The 26,254-nt window shown below is 61.6% G+C and carries 24 protein-coding genes, 1 pseudogene and 1 riboswitch; of the genes and pseudogenes, 9 read left to right on the top strand and 16 right to left on the bottom strand.

The window, feature by feature from the left end; genetic code table 11:
• Window positions 1-170 precede the first annotated feature (170 nt).
• Both DZK26_RS03930 and DZK26_RS03925 read right to left on the bottom strand, forming a co-directional pair.
• A complete protein-coding gene (locus DZK26_RS03930) occupies window positions 171-2,225 on the bottom strand; it encodes a S9 family peptidase (protein ID WP_116898700.1) in 2,055 nt (684 codons plus the stop codon).
• Window positions 2,226-2,375: 150 nt separating this feature from the next.
• Window positions 2,376-3,038 carry a nuclease-related domain-containing protein gene (locus DZK26_RS03925; RefSeq protein ID WP_116898699.1) on the bottom strand — a complete coding sequence of 221 codons (663 nt, stop codon included), beginning with the start codon at window positions 3,036-3,038 and terminating at the stop codon, window positions 2,376-2,378.
• Window positions 3,039-3,185: 147 nt separating this feature from the next.
• Here DZK26_RS03925 and mgtE point away from each other — a divergent pair, with 147 nt between their 5' ends.
• Window positions 3,186-4,565 carry a magnesium transporter gene (mgtE, locus tag DZK26_RS03920; RefSeq protein WP_116898698.1) on the top strand — a complete coding sequence of 460 codons (1,380 nt, stop codon included), beginning with the start codon at window positions 3,186-3,188 and terminating at the stop codon, window positions 4,563-4,565.
• On the opposite strand, the gene DZK26_RS14405 is transcribed toward mgtE, so the two are convergent.
• The 3 genes and pseudogenes from DZK26_RS14405 to DZK26_RS03910 all read right to left on the bottom strand — a co-directional run bounded on the left by DZK26_RS14405 (window position 4,562) and on the right by DZK26_RS03910 (window position 5,778).
• On the bottom strand, window positions 4,562-4,780 hold the full coding sequence (locus DZK26_RS14405) for a YegP family protein (RefSeq protein ID WP_220337211.1): 219 nt from the start codon (window positions 4,778-4,780) through the stop codon (window positions 4,562-4,564). The two genes, mgtE and DZK26_RS14405, sit on opposite strands and share 4 nt — an antisense overlap.
• Window positions 4,757-4,870, bottom strand: a pseudogene (locus DZK26_RS14485) (YegP family protein); the annotation flags it as partial. The gene DZK26_RS14405 and the pseudogene DZK26_RS14485, both read right to left, overlap by 24 nt.
• 173 nt (window positions 4,871-5,043) lie before the next feature.
• Window positions 5,044-5,778 (bottom strand): ZIP family metal transporter, encoded by a 735-nt coding sequence (locus DZK26_RS03910; protein WP_116898697.1) that lies wholly within the window; start codon window positions 5,776-5,778, stop codon window positions 5,044-5,046.
• Window positions 5,779-5,973: 195 nt separating this feature from the next.
• Here DZK26_RS03910 and rraA point away from each other — a divergent pair, with 195 nt between their 5' ends.
• Window positions 5,974-6,453, top strand: coding sequence for a ribonuclease E activity regulator RraA (gene rraA / locus DZK26_RS03905; protein WP_116898725.1), 480 nt, complete (start codon window positions 5,974-5,976; stop codon window positions 6,451-6,453).
• 31 nt (window positions 6,454-6,484) lie between these two features.
• Here the strand turns inward: rraA and DZK26_RS03900 are convergent, their stop codons facing one another.
• The 3 genes from DZK26_RS03900 to DZK26_RS03890 form a co-directional block, all read right to left on the bottom strand.
• Window positions 6,485-8,308, bottom strand: a complete 1,824-nt coding sequence (locus tag DZK26_RS03900; protein ID WP_147306689.1) for a tetratricopeptide repeat protein — start codon at window positions 8,306-8,308, stop codon at window positions 6,485-6,487.
• A gap of 117 nt (window positions 8,309-8,425) precedes the next feature.
• Entirely contained in the window at window positions 8,426-9,223 is a 798-nt protein-coding gene (locus tag DZK26_RS03895) for a class III extradiol ring-cleavage dioxygenase (RefSeq protein WP_116898695.1), read from the bottom strand.
• 28 nt (window positions 9,224-9,251) lie between these two features.
• Complete coding sequence (locus DZK26_RS03890; RefSeq protein WP_116898694.1) at window positions 9,252-9,701, bottom strand: DoxX family protein; 450 nt, start codon at window positions 9,699-9,701, stop codon at window positions 9,252-9,254.
• A 122-nt stretch (window positions 9,702-9,823) separates the two neighbouring features.
• Between DZK26_RS03890 and DZK26_RS03885 the strand changes: the two genes are divergently transcribed.
• Window positions 9,824-10,723: a LysR family transcriptional regulator gene (locus DZK26_RS03885; RefSeq protein WP_116898693.1), complete on the top strand. Its 900-nt coding sequence runs from the start codon at window positions 9,824-9,826 to the stop codon at window positions 10,721-10,723.
• 25 nt (window positions 10,724-10,748) lie between these two features.
• On the opposite strand, the gene DZK26_RS03880 is transcribed toward DZK26_RS03885, so the two are convergent.
• The 6 genes from DZK26_RS03880 to DZK26_RS03855 form a co-directional block, all read right to left on the bottom strand.
• Entirely contained in the window at window positions 10,749-11,579 is an 831-nt protein-coding gene (locus DZK26_RS03880; protein WP_181918435.1) for an alpha/beta fold hydrolase, read from the bottom strand.
• A gap of 330 nt (window positions 11,580-11,909) precedes the next feature.
• Window positions 11,910-12,518: a hypothetical protein gene (locus tag DZK26_RS03875; protein WP_147306687.1), complete on the bottom strand. Its 609-nt coding sequence runs from the start codon at window positions 12,516-12,518 to the stop codon at window positions 11,910-11,912.
• A gap of 76 nt (window positions 12,519-12,594) precedes the next feature.
• Window positions 12,595-13,410: an alpha/beta hydrolase gene (locus DZK26_RS03870; RefSeq protein ID WP_258870882.1), complete on the bottom strand. Its 816-nt coding sequence runs from the start codon at window positions 13,408-13,410 to the stop codon at window positions 12,595-12,597.
• Between the two features lie 24 nt (window positions 13,411-13,434).
• Entirely contained in the window at window positions 13,435-14,223 is a 789-nt protein-coding gene (gene djlA / locus DZK26_RS03865; RefSeq protein ID WP_116898690.1) for a co-chaperone DjlA, read from the bottom strand.
• Window positions 14,224-14,321: 98 nt separating this feature from the next.
• On the bottom strand, window positions 14,322-16,460 hold the full coding sequence (locus DZK26_RS03860) for a TonB-dependent siderophore receptor (protein ID WP_116898689.1): 2,139 nt from the start codon (window positions 16,458-16,460) through the stop codon (window positions 14,322-14,324).
• 109 nt (window positions 16,461-16,569) lie between these two features.
• Window positions 16,570-18,021, bottom strand: coding sequence for a 1-acyl-sn-glycerol-3-phosphate acyltransferase (locus DZK26_RS03855; protein ID WP_116898688.1), 1,452 nt, complete (start codon window positions 18,019-18,021; stop codon window positions 16,570-16,572).
• A 111-nt stretch (window positions 18,022-18,132) separates the two neighbouring features.
• Window positions 18,133-18,237, top strand: a riboswitch (TPP riboswitch).
• Between the two features lie 76 nt (window positions 18,238-18,313).
• Between DZK26_RS03855 and DZK26_RS03850 the strand changes: the two genes are divergently transcribed.
• The 3 genes from DZK26_RS03850 to DZK26_RS03840 are packed head-to-tail and all read left to right on the top strand — an operon-like array spanning window position 18,314 to window position 21,813.
• Window positions 18,314-20,431 carry a TonB-dependent receptor gene (locus tag DZK26_RS03850; protein WP_116898687.1) on the top strand — a complete coding sequence of 706 codons (2,118 nt, stop codon included), beginning with the start codon at window positions 18,314-18,316 and terminating at the stop codon, window positions 20,429-20,431.
• An 18-nt stretch (window positions 20,432-20,449) separates the two neighbouring features.
• Window positions 20,450-21,085: a nicotinamide riboside transporter PnuC gene (pnuC, locus tag DZK26_RS03845; RefSeq protein WP_181918433.1), complete on the top strand. Its 636-nt coding sequence runs from the start codon at window positions 20,450-20,452 to the stop codon at window positions 21,083-21,085.
• Complete coding sequence (locus DZK26_RS03840; protein WP_116898686.1) at window positions 21,082-21,813, top strand: choline/ethanolamine kinase family protein; 732 nt, start codon at window positions 21,082-21,084, stop codon at window positions 21,811-21,813. Before pnuC ends, DZK26_RS03840 begins: the two co-directional genes overlap by 4 nt.
• A 146-nt stretch (window positions 21,814-21,959) precedes the next feature.
• Here DZK26_RS03840 and DZK26_RS03835 read toward each other — a convergent pair whose 3' ends face one another.
• Window positions 21,960-22,316, bottom strand: coding sequence for a hypothetical protein (locus tag DZK26_RS03835; protein WP_147306686.1), 357 nt, complete (start codon window positions 22,314-22,316; stop codon window positions 21,960-21,962).
• 321 nt (window positions 22,317-22,637) lie between these two features.
• On the opposite strand from DZK26_RS03835, the gene DZK26_RS03830 reads away from it, so the two are divergent.
• From DZK26_RS03830 to DZK26_RS03820, 3 genes are all read left to right on the top strand, one after another.
• Window positions 22,638-23,672: a sodium:calcium antiporter gene (locus tag DZK26_RS03830; protein ID WP_116898684.1), complete on the top strand. Its 1,035-nt coding sequence runs from the start codon at window positions 22,638-22,640 to the stop codon at window positions 23,670-23,672.
• Window positions 23,673-23,726: 54 nt separating this feature from the next.
• Window positions 23,727-24,254 (top strand): hypothetical protein, encoded by a 528-nt coding sequence (locus tag DZK26_RS03825; RefSeq protein WP_116898683.1) that lies wholly within the window; start codon window positions 23,727-23,729, stop codon window positions 24,252-24,254.
• Window positions 24,255-24,337: 83 nt separating this feature from the next.
• Window positions 24,338-25,639, top strand: a complete 1,302-nt coding sequence (locus tag DZK26_RS03820; RefSeq protein WP_116898682.1) for a cyclic nucleotide-binding domain-containing protein — start codon at window positions 24,338-24,340, stop codon at window positions 25,637-25,639.
• A gap of 114 nt (window positions 25,640-25,753) precedes the next feature.
• On the opposite strand, the gene DZK26_RS14260 is transcribed toward DZK26_RS03820, so the two are convergent.
• Complete coding sequence (locus DZK26_RS14260) at window positions 25,754-26,248, bottom strand: hypothetical protein (protein WP_181918431.1); 495 nt, start codon at window positions 26,246-26,248, stop codon at window positions 25,754-25,756.
• Window positions 26,249-26,254: the final 6 nt, after the last annotated feature.

The following is a 26,254-nucleotide window of genomic DNA, read 5'->3' as shown; positions in this document are numbered from 1 at the left end:
CGCTTTGCCACTTCCGGGACGACAAGGTTCGGGATGGCCGCCTGGCTCTGTCGTCCCGGCCAACGAGCCGGGACCTCGCACATTGGATCTCGACACGGCTTGGCTGAGTGGCAGCCGACAGGTGCGAGATCCCGGATAGCCGCTGCGCGGCTTCCGGGACGACAGTTCTCTTATTCCTCCTCGTCATGGCGCTCGAACCAGGCCAGGATATTGTCGACCTTGGCGATCAGGCGCGAGGGCCGGCCGGCAATGCCGTGCGGACTTTCGGGCAGGCGCACCATGACGGTGTCCACCCTCTGAAGCTTGAGCGCCTGGTAATACTGTTCGGTCTCCGAGATCGGCGTGCGGAAATCGTCCTCGCCGGTGATCAACAGCGTCGGTGTGGTCACGTTACCCACCAGCGACAGCGGCGAGCGCTTCCAGTAATGCTCGAACTCTTCCCAGGGCAGGCCCGGGAACTGGTGCTCGATTTGCGTGGTGTAGATGTCGCCGGTCAGCGTCTTGGAAATCCAGTTGATCACCGGCTTGGCCACGGCGGCGGCGCGGAAGCGGTCGGTCAGGCCGATGGCGTAGGCCGCGGCGATACCGCCGGCCGAGCCGCCGGTGACGAACAGCCGGTCGGGATCGACGAAGCCCTTGTCGATCATCGTGTCCACGCCCGACATATGGTCGCCGAAGTCTTCCTCGGAGGCGTACTTGTACTCGAGCAGCATGCCGAAGTCGCGACCATAGCCCGACGAGCCGCGGTGATTGTCGTAGAACACCACGTAGCCCTCGGCAGCCATGCGCTGCATCTCGGCGGAAAAATGCGGGCCGTAGGCCAGGTGCGGGCCGCCGTGGATTTCGAGGATCAGCGGATACTGCTTTTCGGGATCGAAGTCCGGCGGCGTCAGGTACCAGCCCTGGATATCGGTGCCGTCGACCGACGATTCATAGACGATTTCATGGACCTCGCCCAGCGCGCGTTGGTCGAGAAGGTTGCGATTCAGGCGGGTCAGCCGGCGGGCATCACCGCGGCGCGGCTGCACCCAGACATCGGCCGGATGCTTCTCGGTGCCGAGGGTGTAGGCAATGCGCCCGTCATCGGCCACCGAGAAATCACCGCTGCGATAAGGCCGGCCGACGGTTGTGCCGTTGATGCCGTCGACAACGGTATCGATGTCGCCGTCGAGGTCGATACGACCCACCTTGCGCCAGCCGCGGTCGGTGTAGTGGAAGTAGATCGATTGACCATTACCCGACCACACCGGCGACTCGATGGAGCGGTCGAGGTCCTCGCCGAGGATCTCGAGGTTGCCGCCTTCGGCATCGACCAGGCCGAGCGAATTGATGCTGTACTGCCGGCCCTGATGGTCATCGCGCTCGAAGACGATGCGCTCGCCGTCGGGCGAAACCGCGGGCGAGCCTTCGATGCCGGGCAGGTCGGTGAGTTGTTCGATATCACCGGATTCGACGTTGACGCTGTAGAGGTCCCGCTCGTTGCGCTCGTACTGCCAGTTCTCCGCCCGGTTGCCCGAGAAGACGATACCGGAGCCATCGGGCATCCAGGAAAGCGGCCCGTGGTGATTGAAATCGCCGCTGGTCAACTGGCGTGCAGCACCGCCGTCGGCGGGCACGACGAAGATGTGATCGAATCCCGGATCGATGTAACCACGACCGTCATATCGATAGACCACGCTGTCGATCACCACCGGCTCCGGTGCCCAATCGGCGCCTTCGGGCTTTTTCGGGGGATCGGCCAGCGACGGCTTCTCGGCCGGAACGCGCATGGTGAAGGCAATCGACTCCCCGCTCGGCGACCAGGCGATCGACGAGGGAGATTCGACCAGGTTGCTCACCATTGCCGTCTGGCCGGATTCGATCCAGCGCACGTAGAGCTGCGTCTTGTCCGCCTCGTCCTTTGCCACGTAGGCCAGTCGGTCACCGGAGGGTGACCAGCGCGGCGAGCTGTAACTACCACGCCCCGACAGAAGGGGCTGGTGATTGTCCCCGTCGCTGTCGACGATCCACAGGTTGGAACGCACGCAATCGCACATGATGTCGTGAATGGACCGCGTGTAGACCACGCGCTCGCCGTCGGGCGAAATGCGCACTTCGCTGGCGTACTGCAGATCGAACAGGTCGGCCGAACTCAGGCGGCCAGTCGTTTCGTCGGCAAGCGCCGAAGCCGCCAAAAAGTGGCCGGCGAGAACACAAAATACGAGAGGGCGAAGGACACGGGGCATCAAGCGATCTCCACTGAGTGAAATGGGTCGGCCAGTCTACCTTAGGCGCCGTGGGGTGGGCTTCAGCCGGGGCGCAGGTCGGCCAATTGCCGGGTAACCGACGGCGCGAGCCTCTGGCCCGATTGCTTCTCCAGATGCTCGACCACCTGGTCACGCACCAGTACCGGCATTTCGGCCGCATCGCCGTCGGTAATGGCGACTTCCGGATGCGCCAGGACAATGATGCCCCGTGCCCGGGCGTTGACGCCATTCCTGAGCAGCCACCGCTCGAGTGCCTCGACCTGCGCGCGCCTGTGGCACGGGATTGGGCATGGCGTTCCAGCTCGGTTGACTACCGCAGCCCGCCCGGCGCGCCAGCGGCCAGTGTTTCTCGCCCGGTCGCACCTGCACATGGCCGGGGGTGTTCTTGACCTCGACCACCCACAAGCCGGTCGGGCCGGCGATGATGAAATCGAGCTCGCGCTCGCCGTTGGTCAGGGTTTCATCGGGCAGGCGGACCCGGTTGAGGATCGCGAAATCATCGGGCAGTTGCTTCAACCGTTCGAGTACGGCCGCTTCTCCCTCGACGCCGGCCAACTGCCCCGCATCGACCGAACTCGAACCCGGCAACGCCGCGAAGAAGATCGCCAGCGCGGCGACACCGGCCAGCATCATCGCCAGCGGCGCGCTCAAGGTGGCCGCCGCAACAACGGTCAGCACGCCGATCGGCACCGCGATCATCAACCGGCGGCGACGCAATCGCCGCTGCTCGCGCAGCTCGTCGCGGTGGCGCTTCAGGGGCGGATAATCGGCAACAAGACGTGTATCGGCCATTGGCCCAGTCTACCCGGCATGTGATGCTTCATTGCCCTCATTCCGTCATGCGCTCGACGCAGACCTGCAATAATTTGAACTCGAGACAAGGACGTGATCGATCGGAGCGCGTCTCCGGCCGCCACATGATCCACAAGGAGAACGCCCGTGCAGCAAGAGACACCGCCGGAGCAAGAAGAAATCACAGACGGCCTGGAACAGGAGCACATCCAGTCGGTGATCGAAGCGGTTGAAGCGCAGGATTCCGACCAGCTCAACGAGTTGCTCGAGCCGCTTCACGCCGCCGACGTCGCCGACCTGATCGAGCAGATCAGCCAGCCCGAACGCGTGGCCCTTGTCGAGCTGTGGGGTGACGGCATCGACGGCGAGGTCCTTTCCGAACTCCACGAGTCGGTGCGCGAACCATTGCTCGAGGTGCTGCCGTCGGAAGTCGTTGCCGACGCCATCCGCGACCTCGACTCCGACGATGTCGTCGAGCTGGTCGAAGACCTGGAGGAAGAACACCAGTCGCGCCTGCTCGAAGCCCTGGAGATCAAGGACCGCATCGGCGTCGAGGGCGCGCTGTCCTACCCCGAGTACTCGGCCGGCCGCCTGATGCAGCGTGAACTGGTCGCCGTACCCGAGGACTGGAGCGTGGGCCAGGCCATCGACTACATCCGGGGAGACGACAGCCTGCCGGCTCAGTTCTACCACGTGATCCTCGTCTCGCCGGCCATGAAGCCGGTGGGCTACATCACACTGGGCCGGTTGCTGTCATCGCGCCGCCAGGTGCCGCTGGCCGATATTACAGAACCCAGTTTCCGCACGGTCAGCGTGACCGAGGAAGCGTCGGAAGTGGCCTACCTGTTCAATCATTACCACCTGATTTCAACACCGGTGATCGACGAGAACGGTCGCCTGGTGGGCATGATCACCATCGACGACGCCATGACCGTGCTCGACGAAGAGCACGAAGAAGACATGCTGCGCATGGCCGGCGTTGACGAGGACTCCAGCCTGGCCGACACCGTCTGGCAGACCACGCGCGGTCGCGCCGTCTGGCTGATGGTCAACCTGATGACCGCCATCTTCGCCTCGATGGTGATCAACCTCTACGCCGAAACCATCAACCAGATGGTGGCCCTGGCCGTGCTGATGCCGATCGTCGCCTCCATGGGCGGCAACGCCGGCACCCAGACCATGACGGTGGCCGTACGCGCCATCGCCACGCGCGAACTCACGAGCCGCAACGCCCTGCGCGTAAGCTGGCGGGAAATCACGGTGGGCGCCATCAACGGGGTGGGTTTCGGTATCGTCATGGCCCTGGTCGCCGCATTCTGGTTCGGCATACCCATGCTTGGCGCCGTGATTGCACTGGCCATGGCATTCACGCTGGTCGCCGCGGCCCTGGGTGGCATCGTGATTCCGATCATGCTGGAGCGATTCAACATCGACCCGGCCCTGGCCTCCGGACCCTTCGTCACTACCGTCACGGACGTGGTCGGCTTCTTTGCCTTTCTGGGCCTGGCGTCGCTGATCCTGCTTTAGCGAGCCGCGCGATCAATCAGGTCTGATCGTCGACCTTCGCGTCGGGGGGCGTTCTTCGCAACACTCTTGATGCCGTTGCGGCAACCGGATTCCGAGTCATAGGTCTGACTCGTGCCGATTACCTGGCCATTGGTGGCCTTGAGCTTGAAGGTCCATTTGCCACTTGCGGTCTCGTGGCTTTCGAAACGCTCCTCGACTTGCGAGTTTTTGCGCACCGACTCGATGCCGTTCGTGCAGCTGGGCTTCTTGGTGTAGCCTTCGCTGCCGAGGATGTTCTGGCCGTTGCTGGCCTTCAGGCGAAAACGGAACTCGCCGGCCTAGTCCTTGTAGATCTCGAACTTTCCCGCCATGGTGACCTCCTGTCACGTGTGACTGCGGTCGATCCGATGTCGACTACTTGATGATTATGCGCCCGTTCGGCTTGTGAGGTGTTGACGTCGATCAGACATGAGGCCCGGGCTCCACGCGGGGAGACGCGCTACTTGGACAACACGATCGTGACCGCAACCAGGATGCCGACCGCCAGCGCGAGCAGGCTGAAGCGCCGGCTTTCGTGTTCCGCCTGGGGCAGCAGATGCGTCGCGCCGACGTAGACCAGTGCCCCGGCGGAGAGAGACAGCAAGGTACCCAGCAGGGGCTCGTCGATGCGGCTGATGAACGGGTAGGAAACCAGCATGCCCAGCGGCGTGGACAGCGAGGCCGCCAGCAAGGCGAGCACGAAAGCGGAGCGTTCGGTAAACCCGCCGCGCAGCAGCAGGAGATAGGTGACGATCCCTTCGGGGAACTCGTGCAGCACCATTCCCGTCGCCGCCAGGGCGCCGGTGAGGGTGCTGACCGTGAAGGTGATGGAATAGACGAAGCCGTCGATGAATGAATGAAACCCGATGCCGAGCATGGGCACCAGCCCGATGCCGTATCGCGCCCGACCCTCATCCTCGTGCTCGCAGACAAAAGCCGTGACGAAACGGTTGAACAGATGCATCGAAACGAAACCGACAAGCAAGAACGTCGGTGCACTGTTGCTCAGTTCGAAAGACTTGGGAATAATGTGAAGGAATGAAACCGTGATCAGCACACCGGCGGCAAAGCACACGAAGTAAATGTTGTATCGGCGGCCCCAGGACTCGAACCGCCGGATCGTGATGATGCCGGTCGCAGTCACCAGCGCCGCCAGGGCGCTTGCAACGAAGGCGATCCAGAACGTGTGTTCCATCAACCCTTCTCCACGTCATCGACAAAGCCGTGCGGCCTGCCGGACATTCACGGTAATCGGTCGTTCAGTACCATGGTTTTTGGCCGACGAACGATTCCGGGCGAAGCGCATTCAATGTAGTTCGTGTGAGCTGTCCGGGTATTGATACGCGTCAACGGGACTGCCCGGACGCACCAAACCGAAGGAAGTAAGACCATGCGCTCAACACCCGATCTTTGCGACGACCACGCCGACCATGTCCAGGTTGTCACCGGCCTGCACTGGCACTCCTACGGCGGCCGTGAGCGATTCGGCGGGCCGATTGCCACGGTCAAGTGCTTCGAAGACAACTCACGCATCAAGGAGCTGCTGGGTACAGAGGGTAAGGGCCGTGTTCTTGTCGTCGACGGCGGCGGCTCGCTGCGCCACGCCCTGATCGGCGACATGATCGCCACCAACGCCCGCGACAACGGCTGGGCCGGCATCATCATTCACGGCGCCTGCCGCGATGTGGACGTGTTGCCCGACATCGACTTCGGCGTATTCGCACTCGGCTGCGTACCGCGCAAGAGCGTGCGCCGCAAGGAAGGCCAGGTCGATATACCGATCAGCTTCGGGGGCGTCACTTTCCACCCCGGCGAATACGTCTATGCCGACGCCAACGGCGTCATCGTCGCGGATCGACCCATCGATTGACCGCGGCCGGTGGCCAGTCTGGAAGCCAAGTTCAGGCGTTCGGACCGGGGATCTCGATCTCGAACTGAATTGCTTCGCGCTGCTCGGGGGCGAGACCATGGCGCTCGAGCAGCGCATCCCAGCGCGGATCGTCGCGAAGCGAATCGAACTCGGGTTTCCAGAACGAGTCGCTGAGGCCGCCGCGGGCGATGCCATCGAGCCAATCGAACGCCCGGTCGACTTCCCCGGCGTAGCCCGAGAGCATGGCCGCCTTGAAGGGATATTCCTCAGCCCATTGATCGAGCCATTCGTCGCGTCGGCGCTCGAATACGTCGCGCGGCTCCAGGTCATGGGTGGCCATTGCCAGCCCCAATTCCTTCTCGTTTTCCGAGAGCTCTGATCGAAAGGCCTCGGCAGCGCACTCGGGCTCGCCTTGCTGAAGATAGATGCGACCCAGGACCACGTTCGAGCCATAAGCATTGGGGCTCAGGCGAAGCGCCTCCTGCACGGACACCAAGGCCTTGTCGAGATGACCGGCATCCAGCTGGATCCTGGCCAGGTTGGACCGCGCGTGGTGGCTGAGCGGATCACGCTCGATCACGGTCTGGTAGAGCGCACTCGCCTCCTCCAGCCGCCCGAGGGCATACAGCAACACCAGTGCGTTGGACACCAGGTTCATGTCGGTCGGCGCTTCCTCGAGCGAACGTTCGAAATACGCTGCCCCTCCCGACCAGTCGTTCTCGAACTGCATCAACTTCCAGCCCATCAGACTGTTCGCCTTCGCATGATCCGGGTGAGCGTCCAGCACATTATCCAAGCGCGCCTGCACCTGGGGCAGCGCCGCCTCCCGGGACCTGACGCCGAAACTGGTTTCATTGATGAGAATCACGGCCAGGCCGATTTGCGCCTCGGCGTTGTCGGGATCGATCTCGAGGGCGGCCTCGAAATACTCCCTGGCCTGCTCGAACGACTCCGGCGTGCTGATGTTCGAAAAATGCCTGCCCTTGAGAATCAGCTCGTAGACTTCCGGATCGACCGGATCAACCTTGGGTGCATCACCCAGCAGCGTGACCTTGAGTTCATCGACGACCGCGGCGGCGATCTCATCCTGGATGGCGAAGATGTCCTCAAGTGTTCGATCGTAGGTGTGCGACCAAACGTGCGAATCGCTGCGCGCGTCGATCAGCTGCGCCGTGATGCGCACCTGATTGTCGGCCTTGCGGACCGAGCCTTCGAGAATGTAGGCCACATTCAGTTCGTCGGCCATGCGGCGCAGAGAAACATCCCGGCCCTTGAAAGCAAACGACGAAGAACGGGAAGTCAGCCGCAGCTCGGGGATGCGCGCCAACAGGTTGAGCAGTTCCTCGGCTATGCCGTCGGCCAGGTACTCCTGGTCGTTGTCGGGCGACATGTCGTCGAAGGCCAGCACGGCCAGTGAATTCTCCTTGCGAGAATCATCCCCTTCTCCAACAGGAGGCTCAGGTCCATCCACCTGCTCCGCGGTTTCCGGGGGCGGTAGTGCCTGATCAGTCGTCAAAAGGAACTTGTCGGCCACAAAATAGCCCACGGCCAGCAAGAGCAGGACGATGATGACCCGATCGAGCTTGCGCCCGGTTCTCGGCGCCACCGATCGCTCGCGGTCAACTGCCGTTTCCCGTTGGACGCCTTCCGGGGTCAGCTCGAAAGCCCAAGCGAAGAACAGCGCCAGCGGAAAGCCGAGCACAAGGACCAGGATCACGCCACGCAGGAAGACATCCGGCACCTCGAAGATCGGCAGGATCGTCTCGGCTACCTGGACAATCAGCCAGGCGATGACCACATACGCCGCTGCCACACGAAACACATTGCGGCGCTGCAATTCCCTCCAGAAACTCATGAACACCCGGTTATCGACGTGCCAAAGTCCCCCTTGTGTCGAAGGCTCCCTCACTCATCCCGCCACGCATTGTCGCTTGGCTTCTCCTGCCAAGGGGTTCCCGAGGGGCTTCTGGCATCATACATATCCCGCATTAAAAGGCAATTCGCCGAACACGAACGCGTCCATCGACAGCACCTGATAAGACATGCCGCCTTCGAGCACGGTGGTCGGCATTGCGCTTCCGGCACCAGCCGCCACCACCAGCGGCCAGTAATGCTCGGGCGTGGGATGGGCGCGGCGGGCGTTTGGCGCCCGATCGAGTGCCGACTTCAGTCGCCTGGTGTCGCCCGCCTCGATCACCTCGCGAATCCAGCCGGTAAAGGCTTCAGCATAGCCGGTATCCTCGGCGCCCCTGAACACCTCGTAGAGATTATGGGTCAGGCTGCCCGACCCGATCACCAGTACGCCTTCAGCGGCCAGGGGGGATAGCCCACGGCCAAGCGACCAGGCGGATTCACCGTCCAGCTCGGCCGCCAGGGAAACCTGCACGACCGGCACCGAAGCCTCGGGCAGCAAATGAAGCAGCGGTACCCAGGCGCCGTGATCAAGACCGCGTCCGGAATCGGTCCGGGCCGACCAGCCGGCCTGCTGAAGCCGCTCGACGATCCGCCCGGCCAGATCGGGATCGCCCGGTGCCGGGTAATCCATTTCGTACAGCGCCGGGTCGAAACCGCGAAAGTCGTGAATGGTCGACGGACTCGGGCTGGCCGTGACACGGATGTTGTCGGTTATCCAGTGGGGCGAGACGACCACGACCGCCTTGATCGGTGACAACCGTCGGCCCAGCAAACGAAGCTTTTCACCGATTGCGCCTGGTTCCAGGGCGAAGGTAGGCGCACCGTGAGAAACGAAAAGGCTGGGTAGCTTATGCATGATCGACCCGTGCTTGTGGAATGAACGATCAGGCTTCAGCCGACCCGCTCAGGTAATCGTCGAGCGATGCCTTGCCGCCGCCGCTGGATACGAGGGCCAGGCTGATGGCAAACAGCGACAGCGCGAACTCGTAGCCATTGTCGGCCATGAACAGACCGTTGGACCAGTGCACGGCAAAGATCGCCACCAGCATGGTAAAGGCCAGTGTCACGGCGGCCGGTCGCACCAACAGGCCGATGATCAATGCCAGGCCGCCAAAGAACTCGGCGCTGCCGGCCAGCAGGGCCATTGGCAGACCAGGCTCGAGGCCAATCGAGGCCATCCAGCCGGCCGTACCTTCCAGACCGTGACCGCCGAACCAGCCGAACAGTTTCTGTGCGCCGTGCGCGACGAAAATAATGCCGACGGCCAGTCGCAGGGCCAACGGACCCCAACCGGCGCGTGTGACAAGCAGATTTTTAAAAGTCGTGGTGTTCATGATGTGCTCCTTCGAGAATGAGTTTCCGGGCCAGGTGGCCCCGCGTTGGAAACCATCCTAGGAGCTTCGAATGGCGGAATAAACAGCTTGATATGTGATTGTTTATTGCGCAACATGCAACAATGGATCGCTTTCAGGAAATGCAGGTGTTCAGCGCCGTGGTCGACGCAGGCAGCTTCGTCGGCGCGGCCAATGCGCTGGACCTGTCAGCGGCTGCGGTCTCCCGGCAACTGGCCGCGCTGGAATCGCGACTGGGCGTGCGCCTGCTTAACCGCACCACCCGAAGGCTATCGCTGACCGAGGAAGGAGAAGTCTTTCTCGAACGCGCCCGCGAGCTGCTCGAGCAACTGTCGGAGGCCGAGGCCGAAATCACCGAACGCAGCGCTGAGGCCGTAGGCCGGTTGCGCATCAACGCACCGGTGAGCTTCGGCGTTCAGCACCTTTCCAGTCTCTGGGGCGACTTCCTGGAGCAACACCCTCGGCTACAACTCGATATCACCCTGTCGGACCGAACCGTCGACCTGGTCGAGGAAGGTTACGACCTGGCCATTCGCATCGGCCGGCTACCCGATTCGACGCTGATCGGAAGGCGGCTGTCGACCACGCGCATGATCCTGTGTGCCTCGCCCGAGTACCTGGTGCAAAACGGATCACCAAAACACCCGCAGGAGCTGGCCGATCACGCCATATGGTCCTACAGCTATTTCGCGCTCGGCGACGAGTGGCGCTTCACGGGACCGGACGGCGAAGTCAGTGTGCGCCTGCGCCCGGCGCTGCATTCAAACAACGGCGACACCTGTCGAACAGGCGCTCTGCAGCATCGTTGCATCATCCTCCAACCTAGCTTCCTTGTCGGTGCCGATCTCGAGGCGGGCCGCCTGGTCGAACTACTGCCCGACTACCGCGCCGGCGAACTCGATATCCATGCCCTCTACCCCTCACGTCGCCACATCGCCCCCAAGCTGCGCCTGATGATCGACTATCTTGCCAATGCAATGGAAAGCTCCGACTGGGCGGTGTAGCAGCGGGCCGACAACGTCAGCAGCGTCAATCGTTTCGAGTGCCGTCGCTGTCGGCCAACCGGGCGATCACTTCGGTGAGGTGGGCGTTGAACGCCTCGGGCCGTGCCATGTGCAGGAAATGGTCGGCGCCTTCCATGATGACGGCATCGAAAGAGTGCATATGGTTGCGGTTGGCCTCGGCATCGGTCGGCCACAGGTCGGCATTGATGGTCACGATCGGGATATCGAGCCCATCAAATACCTTTCTTGCCCCTCCGGTTATTGCGTCGTCCAACATGTGCTCCATGGAACTGAGCGCCACGGCCGAAGGCGCGGCAGACATGTCGGCGATCACCCAGTCACGGAGGTTCTCATCGGTTTCGGGCACAAACATACTGGCAACAAACTGACCGGTGCCTTCGCGGAAGTCGCTCTTCAACGGTGCAAGCCATTCATCCATTCCCTCTTGCGTCATCTCCTGGTCAAGGTTGTGGAAAGTGTCCACACCGACCAGTCCAATGACCCGATCCGGCAACAGCCGGGCCGTATGCGCCACTACCGGGCCGCCCATGGAATGCCCGACCAACACGACATCGTCACTGCCAACGGCCTCGATGACTGCGCGCACATCTTCGCCAAACGCTGCCATGGAGTAAGACTCGCGCTGTAAGCCCGAATGACCGTGACCGGCCAGGTCGACCGTCACCACCTGGTGATTCCCGGAAAAATGGGGTACCTGCGCGCGCCAGTAACGACGATCACAGCTCCAGCCATGCACAAAGACCAGCATGGGCTCACCCGAACCGTGTACTTCATAGGAGATCGGGGTGCCGTCTTCCGAATTCACGATCCGGGGCCAGCCCGTGTCGGCCTGCACGGCCCCGACAGAGAGGACCAGGCCGGCAACAAGCAGGAAAGCACCTAGCGTCCGTCTTTGAACGGCCTTACTTCTTGAATCAGACATTGCCACCACCTCGTATATCGATTGGCTGAACCCTGACCTGAATAATCCTCGTAATCAATAACGTAAGCCTGACTATTTCGTTATAGCGCGCGCGTCAAAAGTCTACCCGGGCACATACCGGCTGGATGGCGACCCATGCCGTTCCTGCTCCCTTGCTGACGCCATACTGCCCAAAACCGTCGGCGGGCGCGAATCGTCGCGCTGGCGGGGCACACTAGGCTGCGGCTTCTTGTGGCTGACCGGTCAGTTTTCCGGCGGTGCAACCGGCAACTCCCAGCTGTATTCATAGCCGGTAACACGACCTTCGTCGTCGGTGGTGATGTGATAGCCGGTGGCATCGCCGAAACGTTCGCCGTCAACGAAGAAATACTCGCCGTTGCGCTTTTCGACGCGCAACTCGTCAACCGTCTTTTCCGGCTCGCTGAACGGAAACCCGAAATACAACGCCAGCGTTGCGGCCACCAGTCGCTTGGCGTCCTCATCAGACGTCACCCGAAAGTCGTCCGGGAGCAGCTTCAAGAAGTTTTCGCGCGTTCTGGGTTGATCGAAGCGATGGATGCGCAGCACCTCGCCGTCCTTGACGGCCATGAAAACCAGGCTCTCGCCGTCGTTACCTTCGCTGTTGTAGGCGACCTTCCAGATTCCGGTGGTCACCAGATCGTCCAGCGCCTCGGCGTGGAACGATTCAACCGAGTTCACCGAGGTAATGGACTTGTCTGAGTCGTTGAGCAGGTGGTCGCGAATCAGGTGAGGCGGTTTGGCGGTTGCCAAGGAAGCCAGGCTCACCAGCAGCAATGTCAGGGCAAAAAAGCGATTGGTGCGAATCATCTTGTACCTGTCGAATCGAGGCATAAATCCTCCTTCATTATTCGGTCTCACCTACGCTACGGTTTCAGGTAGCCGAGACTGCCATCAGTTTCGTTCGAACTCAGTCGGTCGCAGCTTCGACAAACTGCTGTAAACCCTTGCGATAGCGCTCCCCGGACTCGAGGAAACCGGTATTGTGCCCACCCTGGATTTCCAGCATGGTCCCGCGGTCACCGGCAATCTTGTAAAGGCGGCGGCCGTGTTCGACGGGGATGATTTCGTCCTCGAGACTGTGCACGATCAGGATCGGGAGGTCGGTGCGGCGAATGTGATCGGCGGCATTGAACTCAAGGCGTGAGAGCAGGCGAACCGGCAGCCACCAGTACAGCTCGGCGCCGATATCGGGCGCCGAGGTAAACGTGGATTCGACGATCAGTCCTGCGGCCTCGACACGCCCGGCGAGCCGGCTTGCAACCGCGCCGCCCAACGAACGCCCGAACAGGATGATGTTCTCGGGGCGCACGCCCTCGGTTTCCGTCAGCCAGTTCCAGGCTGCCTGTGCATCGCGGTACACACCGGCCTCCGACGGCTTGCCGCTGGATTGACCGTAGCCGCGGTAATCGATGATAAACACCTGCAACCCGAGTTCATGGAAGATTTTCAGGCTGTCGAGCCGGTGCGAGATATTGCCGGCATTGCCGTGGAAGAACAACAGCGTAGCGCGCGGTTGATCATGCGGCAGCCACCAACCATGCAGGGTTTCGCCGTCTTCGGTCGACAGCGTCACATCGCGGTAAGGCAGGCCGATCTGCGCGGGTGTTGCGGCCAGTTCGCGCCCCTGGAAGTTCGGCATGAAAAGCAGGCGTGGCTGAAGCAGATAGACCAGCAGCACCAGGATGCCGTAAGCGACGATCAGGGTGATGAGCAGTCGGATCACAATGATCGATCCTCGCTGGCGTTCTTAAGCCGCCTGCTGTCGATCACGATGCTCTTTGATCCGGTCGTAAGCCTTGCGGATATCGCGTACTCGCTCCTCGGCGACCGTACGCATGTTCTCGGGCATGCCGCTGCTGGCGAGCTTGTCGGGGTGATACTTGCTCATCAATCGGCGGTAAGCCTTCTTGACCTCGGCGTCGCTGGCCGAGGAATCCACGCCGAGGGCAGCATAGGCATCCTCGAGCGACTTGCCGTCCGGCACTCCGGCACCGCCGACTCCTGCACTGGAAGCACCCCTGAGGGTGGCTTCGAGCCGCTTGACGTCGAGTTCGGACAAACCGAGAAGACGCGCCACGCGCAGAAGCATCTCGCGTTCGTCGTCGTGCAGTACGCCGTCGGCTGCGATCGCCGACAGTTGAATCTGGAGGAATAGCTGCAGCAACGGCTGGTTATTGCGGACCACACCGCGCAGAAGCTCGATCTCGGCAGCCAGGTCGAAGCCCTCTTCCTTGCCGCGGTTGAAGGAATTCCGCGCAGCCTGACGCTGCTCCTTCGAAAGCCCGAGCTTGCCGAAATACTGTTCAGCGACACGGATCTCGTCACGCGTCACGTGCCCGTCGGCCTTGCACAGCGCGCCCATGACGGCAAAGGTCGAGTCGAGAAACTGTCGCTGTATTGCGCCCAGCCCGTGCGGCAACAGCACGCGCGACATCAGGTACCCGACGCCGTAACCCATGGCAGCACCCAGCAGCAAACCGCCGAAGCCTCCAGCGAACAAGCCGATCATGCCGCCAATCAGAATAAACAAAGACATGTGGGCATGATACTCGACTAATCGTCGGGCGCGGGACACACCCGGTCAGTACGGCCTTCCCGCAAAACTGGCGTCGTGATTTTGTCTCCCTGCTCGAGCTAGAAGCTCCCGCTGAGTGAGAGAATCAGCGAACGGCCGCGCCTGAAGTCGCGGACTTCTCGAAAGGCTGCCTCCCCTTCCACACGACTCGACTCGAAAACCCGCCGATCCCGGCCGAAGCGGCGATCCAGCAGATTCTGTGCCACCAGCCTCATTTTCGTACTCAGGAAACGCGTGGTCTCGATGAAAAACGTCAGATCGACACCATCATCCCTGGTGTCGAGTTCATCGAGCTCGTAGCGCGTGACAGCATCCTCGTAATAAGCCTCCAGCCCCCAGGCAGTCTGCGCAGCGAGCACATCCTGGCGGAACTCGGTATGGATTCGGAATTTCGACTCTCCGGAAAACGGTCGGTCCCGGCTGGTGACCGGGTCTTCAACGCTCGAATCCTGCCACCGCAGGTCCATGTCCAGACGCGCGTCATCCAGTCCGATCGGGTCCATGGGCATGGTTGTCTCGAGCTCCATGCCCCATCGACGCCCGTCTCCGATGTTGCCCGGTACGTCCTTCCCGTCGATCGGCAACCGGTCCTGCAGATCGCGCACGTAGTTGAAGAACATCTTTGCCGTGGCAACGCCGACTTCACCGAAGCGACGTTCGTGAGCCACCTCTGCAATCCAGGTGTTCTGGGGCTTGAGGGAAGGATTGCCGAGGTTGATTTCATTGTCGCCGAAGTTCGTGGCGCTGACGAAATCACCGAAATCGAGTTGCGCCACGCTTCGGCGAAGATTGATCCGGGTCTGTCGCTCGGAAGCCGGTGCATGGATCATCGCCAGTGACGGCTTGACGAAAAAGAATGAACGCTCGCGTCCCTGGGGACCGGTCTGACTGATGCGCGAAACCTCGGCGCCCAACGACGGCTCCAGGGTCCAGGCATCGATCTGCCAGGAATCGCTGATCTGGACATCGCCCCGCCATTCCTCGACGCGCGAGTCGGCACCGGGCACCACAACGGGACTGAAACCGCTTCCATCGTCGATGGCCAGCTCGAGCTGGTTGTCGAGCACATTCAGCGCGGTCTCCAAATCGAATTCCAGGTAGTGGTCGTCCCACCCGGTCCAGTCGACTTCGACCCGCGCAATGCTTTCGGCCTCGCGTGTCTCGCGATTCGCCCGCTGGCGTCGAATTAACAAGTCTTCGACTTCACGCCGACGGCCGGAAATCCTGTCTTTCCACTCGCGATTGAATACCAGTATGGTTTTCACATCAGTCTGCGGGGTTGCTTGCCACTGGAGATCGCCGCCAAGTTCGAGTTCGTATTCGTCGCTGTCGGTGTCTCGATGCACACTGAACGGCGACTCGTCCGCTGACTGCGGCGTACGTTCCGAGCGCTCGAAAAAATCGAACACCTGATGCTCGAGTTTGCCGTTGAAGCGCGCTACCGTCGAATCCCAATCGGTCTCCGAATTGAAGCTTGCTGCAAAGTCATTGCCCTGCGTCTGCTCGACATCATCGCGCCACTCTGCCGGGACACCGCGTACTTCTAGGCGCTCATCGGCGACATTGCCAATGAAAAAGTGCCGTGCTTCCACACCCGCCGCATAGCGGGTATTGCCACTTCGTGCAACCATCGACACACTGCCGCCCGGCTCGGGACCGCCGCTGTCGGTGTCCTGTTCGACCTGCGCCTTCCACGTCCAGTTCGCGCGTCCTTCATCGCGAAGAACCACGTTGGCGACCACGGACTGTCCACCCGCGGTCAGGGAGCCGGTATCACCCCGCACCAGCTCGATCTGCTCGACCCGGGCTGCCGGAATGCGTGACAGGATCTGCGACAAGCGATCCTGCTTGCTGCTCGGCCTTTCAGCGTTGATCAGCACATTGCCGGCGTTCCCGCCGAATCCGCGACTGCCGCCGCCTTCGATCAAGCGAAAGCCCGGGAGCTGATTGACCATGTCGAGCGCATCGACCGGGCTGTACATGTCGAAGAACGACCGCGGATAAATCACCGTCTCCTCGTTCTGACCGGGACCGTCCGCGCGCTCCGTACCCGGCAATGCCGTCTCGGCAGCGTGGCTAAAAGCGGTCACCGTCAACGACATGGCGAAGCCCAGCGCCGCCCACCAGCCGGCTGAAGCCGGGGCGAGATTTCGAACATCCATGCGAATGCAGTAATTCAGATCGGAAAAGCGCGTCATTCTAACGAGTCATTGTTCATCGCGAGGCGTAAACGGCAGGATCCGCCCGGACAATCCGATAGCGCGAACCCGAAACGAGATGCCCGTCACACTTGCGCCTGACTCCGCATCAATCTCTGTAACGCTCGCTCAACGCTTCGAATCGCGCAAACAGCGACTCGCGCTCACTGCGCAACAGTTCAACGAGCTGGGCCTGATCGAAGACGAAGGTCCGCACCAGGATCTTGTCGCGGTAGGCCAGAATGCTGCGGCGATAGCCCAGCGCAACGAAACCCGTTGGCGGTAGAACAGCGATATAGGCCAGGATCCACGGCCACGCAAGCTCGCTCGAACGCCACAGCCAGTAACCCACGGCAGCGTAGCTGGAGAGAAATGCCAGCACGCCCATACCGAAGAAAGCGAACGTGCGAACGGCCTCGTCGCGAAAGATCCGGGGTAGGAACTTGGTGATCAGATAGGGCACGACATTGTGCGCCAACCCGAACAACGCCACCGGCGCCGTCACGACGGCAAAGACCGTCATCCGCAGACGAACCCAGCGTTCCCGCACCGGGTGGTCGAAAGACTGCTGCAGTGCCGCCTTCAGGCGCCCCTGGGCCAGGTGGTCCTTGTAACGCTCGAGGTGGATCCTCAACGCCACCAACGACTTCGGATCTTGCTCGAGTGTCCGTGACAAGACCGAACTGATCAGTTGACGCGAGAGAATCCGCTGTTCCAGGGCGCGACCCGCGGCGACGCTCGAGCGGTGGTACCAGCGCAACATCTTCCACACCCAGCGCTTGGCCAGGGTCGGTTCGGGCTCCTCACTCGACAAAGACTCACCCTGATCCAGAAGCCTGGCCAGCCGGTCCGAAAAGACCGTCTCGAGATCGGAAACCATCCGTTCGAGCCGACGGTCGGCTATGTGCAAGGCCTGTCGCCGAAGCACTTGCTGCACCTCGTCGGTCAATGCCTGCACGGCCACTTCCGGATCGCCCTGGTAGATTTGGCGGTAGTCTGCCACGCGGATCGGCTTGCCGAAGCGAAGCAGCGCGTCCGAAGTCAGCAGATCGCGCCGATCATGATTGATGCCGACCGGGACGATCACCAGACCCAACGCAAAATCATTGCGCGCTTCGGCGCCCAGCGCCATACGCGCCACACCCGTTCGCAATTGCCCGACCTTCGCCCAGGGGGAATTGCGGCCTTCGGGAAACACTCCGATGCAGCCGCCGAGTTCCAGATGCTCATGAACCCGGGCGAATGTCACCCGGTTGCGCTCACTTGCATCGGCCGTCTCGTGTGGCCGATAGACCGGTATGGCACCCAGTGATCGAAACAGCGTGGCGAGAAGCGGCAGACGAAAAAGACCGCTGCGGGCGAGATAGCGAATCGGGCGCGGGACCTGCGTACTCAGCAGGATCGCGTCGAGAACCGAGCCGGGGTGATTGGCCGCGAGAATCAACGGACCTTCCCGGGGCACATGATCGCGTCCCGAAGAGCGCACCTCGATGAAATACAGGTGCGTGACCACGCGCAGGAACCGGATCAGACTGCGATACAACCGCATGCCACCCAGCATAGCGGTTCGGGCCGGCTCGTGCCGTGAGCGCGCGTCGGCATTTGCATGTGCCGAAGGCTGCGGGACTAGTAGACGGTAATCACGCCGGGCCTGACAACACGTTATAATTGTGCCGATTCCTCGGGGCGGCGTTATCGCCTGAGACACCCGCTGAGGGTGGACCCGTTGAACCTGATCCGGTTAATGCCGGCGTAGGGACAGGAACGAAAAAGCACCCCTTGTTCGGGGTGGCTTTCGACAATATCCCCCGCGCATTCCGGGTCTCCACCAACTTGAACCACGGAGACTCAGCATGAAAACATCAGCCCTCACTGCCCTGTTGATGGCGATCCCACTGGGCGCCGCCGCGCAATCCGACTCCTCACCCTGGGAGATCGAGGATCGCATAGTCGTCACAGCCGACTTCTACGGTAGCGGCCTGTTCGACCTCGGTGGCAGCATCAGCGTGATCGACGGCCAGACGGTGCGCCAGCGCGGTGCCTCGCATCTCCAGCATGTGCTCAACACCGCCCCCAACATCAACTTCTCCACCGGCGCCTCGCGCGGGCGCTACTTCCAGATCCGCGGTATCGGTTCCCGAAGCCAGTTCGTCGAACCGATGAACGCATCCGTTGGCCTGCTGGTCGACGGCATCGACATGACCGGCCTCGGTGGCGCGGCCACCACGCTCGACATCGAACAGATCGAGATCCTGCGCGGCCCACAGGGCACGCTGTTCGGCGCCAACGCCCTGGCCGGCATGATCAACATGGTTTCGGGCAGCCCCACCGAAGTGTTTACCAGTCGCCTGGAACTCGGCGCCGGCAACTACGGCATGCGCTCGTTCGAGGGGGTGGTCTCCGGTCCGATCAGCGAGTCGCTGGGCTATCGCGTCGCCTATGCCAATCACCAGAGCGACGGCTTCCAGGAAAACGATTTTCTCGGCATCGACGACAACCAGCACATCGACGAGCAAACCCTGCGGACCAAGTTGCAATGGCAGCCCCATCGGGACCTGCAGATCGACCTGACCGGACTGTACCTGGACGTGGACAACGGCTACGACGCCTTTTCACTGGACAACACCCGCACCACCCTGTCCGACGAACCGGGGCATGACCGACAGGAAACCATGGCGGGTTCGGTCCGGGTCAACTGGCGCGCGCATCAGGCCTTCGATATCGAGGCACTGGTCAGCCACACCGACGCCGACATGGAATACGGCTACGACGAGGACTGGGCTTTCGAAGGCCTTTGCGATGTCTTCGAGTGCGTGTTTCCCGGCTACTCATCTTTCGACAACTACATCCGCGGCGACCGCAACACCACGCTGGACGTCAGGGCGGTTTCCAGCAATGCCCCACGCGAACTGAACTGGGTTGTCGGCGCGTATTCGCGCGAACAGTCCCAGAACCTGCGACGCGAGTACACCTTCCTGGCCGAGGATTTCCTGTTCGACTACGACACCGAAAGCCGGGCGCTCTATGGCCAGCTAGACATCCCGCTTGGAGAAAGCCTGCAGCTCAGCGCCGGTCTGCGCCGCGAGTGGCGCGACGTCGACTACAGCGACAGCGACGGCGCGGCCTTCCGGCCCGATGAGGGCATGTGGGGCGGCAAGCTGATGTTGGAATACCGCAGCGAGCGGGGCGGGTTGTGGTACGCGCTGGCCTCGCGCGGCTACAAGGCCGGCGGCGTCAACGCCGATTCGATCATCCCGAACGAATTCCGGACATTCCACACCGAAACACTCTGGAACTACGAGCTGGGCGTCAAGACTCGACTATTCGACGGCCGAGTCAACCTGCGGACCGCAGTGTTCTTCCAGGACCGTGACCAGGTGCAGACCGAGCAGTCCCTGGTCGAACCCATCGAGGGTGATTCCTGCCCCTGCCAATTCGTCGAGTACAAGACCAACGCTACCGGCGGCACCAGCTACGGCCTGGAAACGGAACTCGACTGGCGGGTCAACGATCGCATGCGCGCCTTCGCCAGCCTCGGCATTCTGGAATCGCAGTTCGACGATTTCCTGAATTTCTCTCACGTCGACGCCGATCCGGAAACCGGCGAGCCGGTCAACCTGGACGGTCGCGAGCTGCCGCATGCGCCGGGATACATGTTCGGCCTGGGCGCGATCTTCGATTTGTCCGATCGCTGGTATCTGCGCGTGGAGGCCGAAGGCAAGGATTCCTTCTTCTTCTCCAGCCGGCACAGTGAGCGCTCCAACGCTTACGAGATCTTCAACGCGCGCCTGGGCTACCGACAGGAGCGCTGGGAAGTGGCGCTGTGGGCACGCAACCTCGGCAACGAAGATATCCGCACGCGCGGCTTCGGCGCCTTCGGCAACGACCCACGCAAGGGGTATGCGACCGAGCCTTATTACCAGTTCGGCGAACCGCGGGTCGTCGGGGTCTCGGCAAGCTATGCCTTCTGATCGCCCGGAGCATTCGACATGATCCCGGAGCGCTGGCTCGAACAGATCGCCGAGCGCTGGGCAGCGATGTCGGGCTGGGAACTGGCGGCCGTCGTGCTGGCGGTCACCTACCTGCTGCTGGCCGTACGACAGAACCGGCTGTGCTGGATCGCCGCGTTCGTCAGCACGACGATCTTCACCGTGCTGTTCTGGAACGTGCAGCTGCTGATGCAGTCGGCACTCAACGTCTACTATATGGCCATGGCTGTCTACGGCTGGTGGCACTGGCGGCACGGTGAAGGCAGCGAAGGGTCGCTGCCGATCACGCGCTGGCGGCTTTCCCGGCACGCGCTGGCACTGGGCGTGATCGCGGCCTGCGCGCTGGTCTCGGGTTACCTGCTCACACGTCACAGTCAGGCGGCCTGGCCCTACCTCGACTCCCTGGTGACCTGGGGGGCGGTGGTGACCACCTTCATGGTGGCGCGCAAGGTGCTGGAAAACTGGTCGTACTGGATGGTGATCAACAGCCTGGCGATCTTTTTGTTCATAGACCGGGGCATGGCGCTGACGGCCACGCTGCACGCGTCCTACTTGGTCATTTCCGTTTTCGGCTGGATAAGCTGGCATCGAGATTATCGGCAGCAGGCAACCGCCCAGGAGCAAACCGGCCCATGAGCCCGGAGAACCTGATCGACACCTGGCGTGACTGGGGCCTGGCGCTGAACGATCGACCGCGATTGATCGAACCGATCGAAGCGGGAAGAACCAACCGCAACTATCGACTGAGCGCGCCGGGACGATCCGGCGATCTCCTGATGCGGGTCAATCATCCCAACCCGGCCCGGCTGGGCATCGATCGTGAACGCGAGCACGCAATCCTGACGTTGGCATGGGATGCCGGCCTTACCCGCCCCGTCTGGTACTGGGATCCCGACCAGCGCTTCGTCATATTCCCATATCTATCGGCACGAACCTGGACGACGAAAGATCTGGAAAACCCCGAGCAACGAGCCCGGCTGTGGGCGATGATCGAACGCCTTCACCGGATTACACCGGACTGGCCCCGACGCCGATATCACGCCTACCTGTGCCACTACTGGCAGCAGCTCGAACAGATGCAACGAGTCGACCGTGAACTGAGACAAGCGTGGGAATCCTTCGAGCCACGACTCGAATCCTTCGACACGTCACCCTGGTCAGCCTGCCTGGTTCATCACGACCTGATCCCCGACAACATCCTCGACACCGGTGAACAGGTGTATCTGATCGACTGGGAATACGCCGCACCCGGTCACCCCGACATCGACATCTGGACCGTCGATCCCACAGCAATACACGAGCCGTTCGTCGCCGAGATGATGGACTGGATCAACGGCCTGTGGGAGCGGTTAATTCGAAGCTAAACCCTCACCCTTACTTTTCAGAATGCTCAGAGCAGCAAATACAGCCATTGATGTGGATCACTCGGAGTTTCGTGGAGCGCGTATTTGCTGACCATTACCGCCTGGCAATCGTCATCGGCACGCGCCGAGACTTGTGCGACGATTAATCAGCGCGCCTTCGATTTCTCCGTGCCGCTAATCTCGAAGCGCACCGGCTCATCACGGTCCGGGCGGTGCCAGACCGCGCTGGCCTCCAGTTGTCCGTTCTCGACAGTGCCTTCCCAGGTCATGTAACCCTTGGTGTAGCTCTCGGCACGCACCTCGAACCGGACTTCGCCGTCGGACTCGTGGGCCGTATAACTGGATTGCGGAAAGTCATGATTGACGCAGACGGCCGACAGAAAAGTGCCATCGTGGAATGTCAGCGTATTGTCCACGGGTTCGTCGGCGCCGGCCGGCAGCATCTCGACATCGAATGCCTTGCCGTCAAGCTCCGGAGAGCCAGCCTGTGCGACGGCCGCCACAAGGACCAGCCCTCCCACTAGCGGTTTTGTCGACACACTCAATTGGTTGATTCGCGGGAAATTCATGGTCATGCCTCTTGGAATTACCTGCGGGTATCAAGGGAAACGGAGCGCATTCCGATTACCCGCCATCAATGCTGCACTCAGAATATGACTAGCTCCCGGATACCACGCAAGGCCCGCCCCTTTTCTCTACGGCATCAACCGCTTTAATTTGACATGAGGATTCTGTGCAGTCGGCAGGGTGATACGGATCACTGAGAACTTTTGATATCTTGGTTGCCTTGGTTTTCCATTTTTCCAACCGGAGACAAATCCACTTTGCCTGACTTCGAAAGCTGGACACTGCTGCAGAGTGTGATCGTATTCGCCGCGTGCACGGCGATCATCGGCTTTTGCGGTGTCTGGATCACCGGCGTCGTGGATCAGCTCGCGGATCGGACCGGGCTCGGGGAAGCCATTTCCGGTGCGGTGCTGTTGGGCGCGGCCACCTCCCTGTCCGGCAGCGTTCTGTCGGTAACCGCTGCCTGGAACGGCCTGCCGGAACTGGCGCTGGGCAATGCCCTGGGCGGCATCGCCGTGCAAACCGCATTCCTGGTCGTGGCCGATGTGGTGTATCGCAAAGCCAACCTCGAGCATGCGGCGGCTTCGGCCCAGAACATGATGCAGAACGCACTGCTCATCGCGCTACTGGCAATGATCCTGCTGGGACCAACGCTGCCGGATGTCACGATATGGGGTATCCATCCGCTCACGCCACTGATGCTCGGCGTCTACATCTACGGCATCCGGATCATCGGTGGCATGCACGACCGGCCCATGTGGAAACCGACACTGACGCCCGAGACCCGTCGCGACGAACCGGAGAACCTGGACAATGTTCCCGCCCTCAAGAGCCTGGTCGTGCGCTTCCTGGTTTTGATGCTGGCACTCGGCATTGCCGGGTGGACGATGGAAAAGGCGGCCTCCAACATCGCGCAACAAACCTGGCTCAGCGAAACCGCGGTGGGTGTCCTTTTCACGGCAATCGCCACCTCCCTGCCGGAGTTGGTGACTTCAGTCGCAGCAGTGCGCCGCGGCGCACTGACGCTGGCGGTGGGCGGGATCATCGGGGGTAATGCTTTCGATACGCTGTTCACCGCCGCTTCCGACGTCGCCTATCGCCCGGGGTCGATCTACCACGCCATGTCCGATTCCGTGATTTTCTGGACCACGCTCACCCTTCTGATGTCGGCAGTCCTGATGTTGGGTTTGATCCGGCGGGAGAAGCGCGGTCCCGGTGTAATTGGAGTCGAAAGCGTGGTCCTCCTGGCGCTGTATGTCACCGGCGTGACCCTTTTGCTGGTACGCGGCTGAAGATACTACGACAAAAGCTCTTCGGACCACTTCATGAACACAGGAACCGGAACCATGTCACGACGCTATCGCTGGCCGGTCATTGCGGGTGTCGCCGGGATCATTCTCTGCGCGTTGGCTTCATGGACTTTCATACAGGGATTCGGGGGCTGGCACACGTCATTCCAGGGGCCGGGCACGGTCACTGTCGAGATTCCCGAGGCGGGCGATTACCGCCTCTGGCATGAATCGAAGACCATTATCGACGGCCGACTGCAGGTGGTCGACGACGAACTGCCGGCAGGGACGGTCATCGAGTTCAAGAACGCCGGTGGCACCACCGTCCCGCTGAAATCCATCGGCGGCAGCATGAGTCAGGAGATCGGCAACGCACGTCGAGTGGCCGTTGGCCGGGTTGAGATCCCCGAGGCTGGCACCTACATGGCAAACATTGCCGGCTTCGCAGATCCCCGTAAGTTCCGTCTGAGCGAAATCCGTTTCCTCGAGCATTTCCTGCGCGCACTGCTTTTCGCGTTGCCTGGCATGTTGCTGGCCATTACCGGACTGGTCTGGGCCATCGTCATTTCGACCCGCCGGCGCTAGCACAACGAATGGGCAGACGCTCCGGTAAAAACGCGCTAGAGTATTGATCTTCAGGAACCTTCGTTTCAAGTTGTAGGTAGGCGATGCCCGAGTCTCCGCTGGCGATTGCTTTTTTCTACGGTGCCCTGGCTGCCGCCTCGCTGCCGCTGGGCGCGCTGTTCGGTGCCTGGGTGCGGCCTTCTCCGCGAGTGACCTCATCGGTCATGGCTTTCGGCGCGGGGGCGCTGCTGGCAGCAGTAAGCTTTGAACTGGTACTTCCTGCGCTCGAGCGTGAGCACTTCACGTTCCTGGGTGCCGGGCTGATACTCGGCTGCGTCGTTTTCGTCGCACTCAACCATGTCCTCAACGAATACGGTGCCTTCTTGCGGAAGGCCGCTACTCTGGGCAAGTATGCCCGGCGGTTTCGGCAACGAAAGGTAAAGGCAACCCTCGAAGAACTGGCCAAGGTCGATATCGTGCGATCACTGCCACCGGAAGAGATTCAGGCCCTGCTTCCGGTGATCAGCCACTATCGTTACCCGGCCGGTGAAATCCTGCTGCGGCAGGGGGAAATGGGAGACGCGCTCTACATCATTGAATCAGGCCAGGTCAGCGTGCTACGCGAAGAAGAAGGCCGAACCACGACTCTGGCCCATCTGACGGCGGGGGAGACCTTTGGCGAGGGCACCTTGCTGACGAGCAACCCCCGCAATGCGTCGGTGGTTGCCACCGAGCCGGTGACACTTTGGAAGATTCACAAGGACGACTTTGATCGTCTCGTCGCCGACTCGCCGGCGCTGGAACAGGCCGTGAACGAAATGATGGCCGAACGCAACCGCCGCACCGAGCTGCTGCTGCAGGCCGACGAATGGCGCGATCGCGCATTCCACAGCCTGACGCCGGAAGCCCGACAGCCCACCTCCATGGATATCCAGCAAGTGGTCAGGGATGCCCGTCATCGGGGTGCGGCCGGTTTCGCCATCCTCCTCGGCTCGGCGCTCGACGGTGCCGGCGAATCGGTGGTGCTTGGCGCCACCACGGTCGGAACCGCGGTCAGCCTGCCGCTGCTCGGTGCCATCTTCCTGTCGAATCTGCCCGAATCCATGTCCTCGGCGGTGACGCTCAGGCGCCAGGGACTGACTCGAACCGTGATTGTCCTGATCTGGATGTTCCTGGTTCTTCTGGCGGGCATGTTTGCAGCCGGCGGTTATGCCCTGCTTCTGGGTGCGCCGCCTGCCCGTTTTTCATTCATCGAGGCAATGGCGGCGGGTGCCATGCTGGCCATGATTGCCCAGACGATGCTGCCCGAAGCTTTCGAAGAAGGTGGCGGAAACTTTGTCGCACTACTCACCGTGGCCGGCTTCGTCGCCGGCATTCTCCTGGTGCCGCTTTCCGGCCTGGGTTGAGGTGGCTGCAGATAACCCTACGTCGTGAGGTGCAAGCTGGTCTCGGCCGGGCAGGCCCCTTCGAGTGCGAAGGGGTGCCCTTTTCGGAGTCCATTCCCAGATGAAACCTTCTCGTCAATACACAATGATTTTCGGAGTGGAAATGATGGAGGGCCGGTCCGGTCGTCCGACATCGATGATCACGTAACGGCAGCCGTCGGGTGGTCTGCAGACGCCTTCATCGTTGACCTCGTAGAGGTTATTCCCGGATCGCAAGTCCAGGGTGTAAAGCGGAGTTCCCTGGTTGTCGAGCAGCGCCGGCTGTTCGAATGAAAGCACGATGCGGGCCGAATCCCGTTGGACCGAAACCCGTTGGGCCGAATCCCGTTGGGCCGAAACCCGTCGGGCCGAATCCGATCGGGCCAAAGCCTGTTCGGCGTTCTGAATGCGAAAATTGACTTCGGATCCGCCTTCGACATGGAGATTGGCGGGCTCGTCGGGCAAGTTGATATCGACCCGGCATTCAGCCCGGCAGACTTCGGGCTCCCCGGGGGGCGCTGTCACCGCGCAGCCGGCAAGAATGAAGATAGTGATTCCGAACAGACTAATTGATACAAGTCCTGTTTTCATGGCAGT

Source organism: Wenzhouxiangella sp. 15190, assembly GCF_003417465.1.
Taxonomy (GTDB): Bacteria; Pseudomonadota; Gammaproteobacteria; order Xanthomonadales; family Wenzhouxiangellaceae; genus Wenzhouxiangella.
This window is presented reverse-complemented; position numbering and strand designations above follow the sequence as displayed.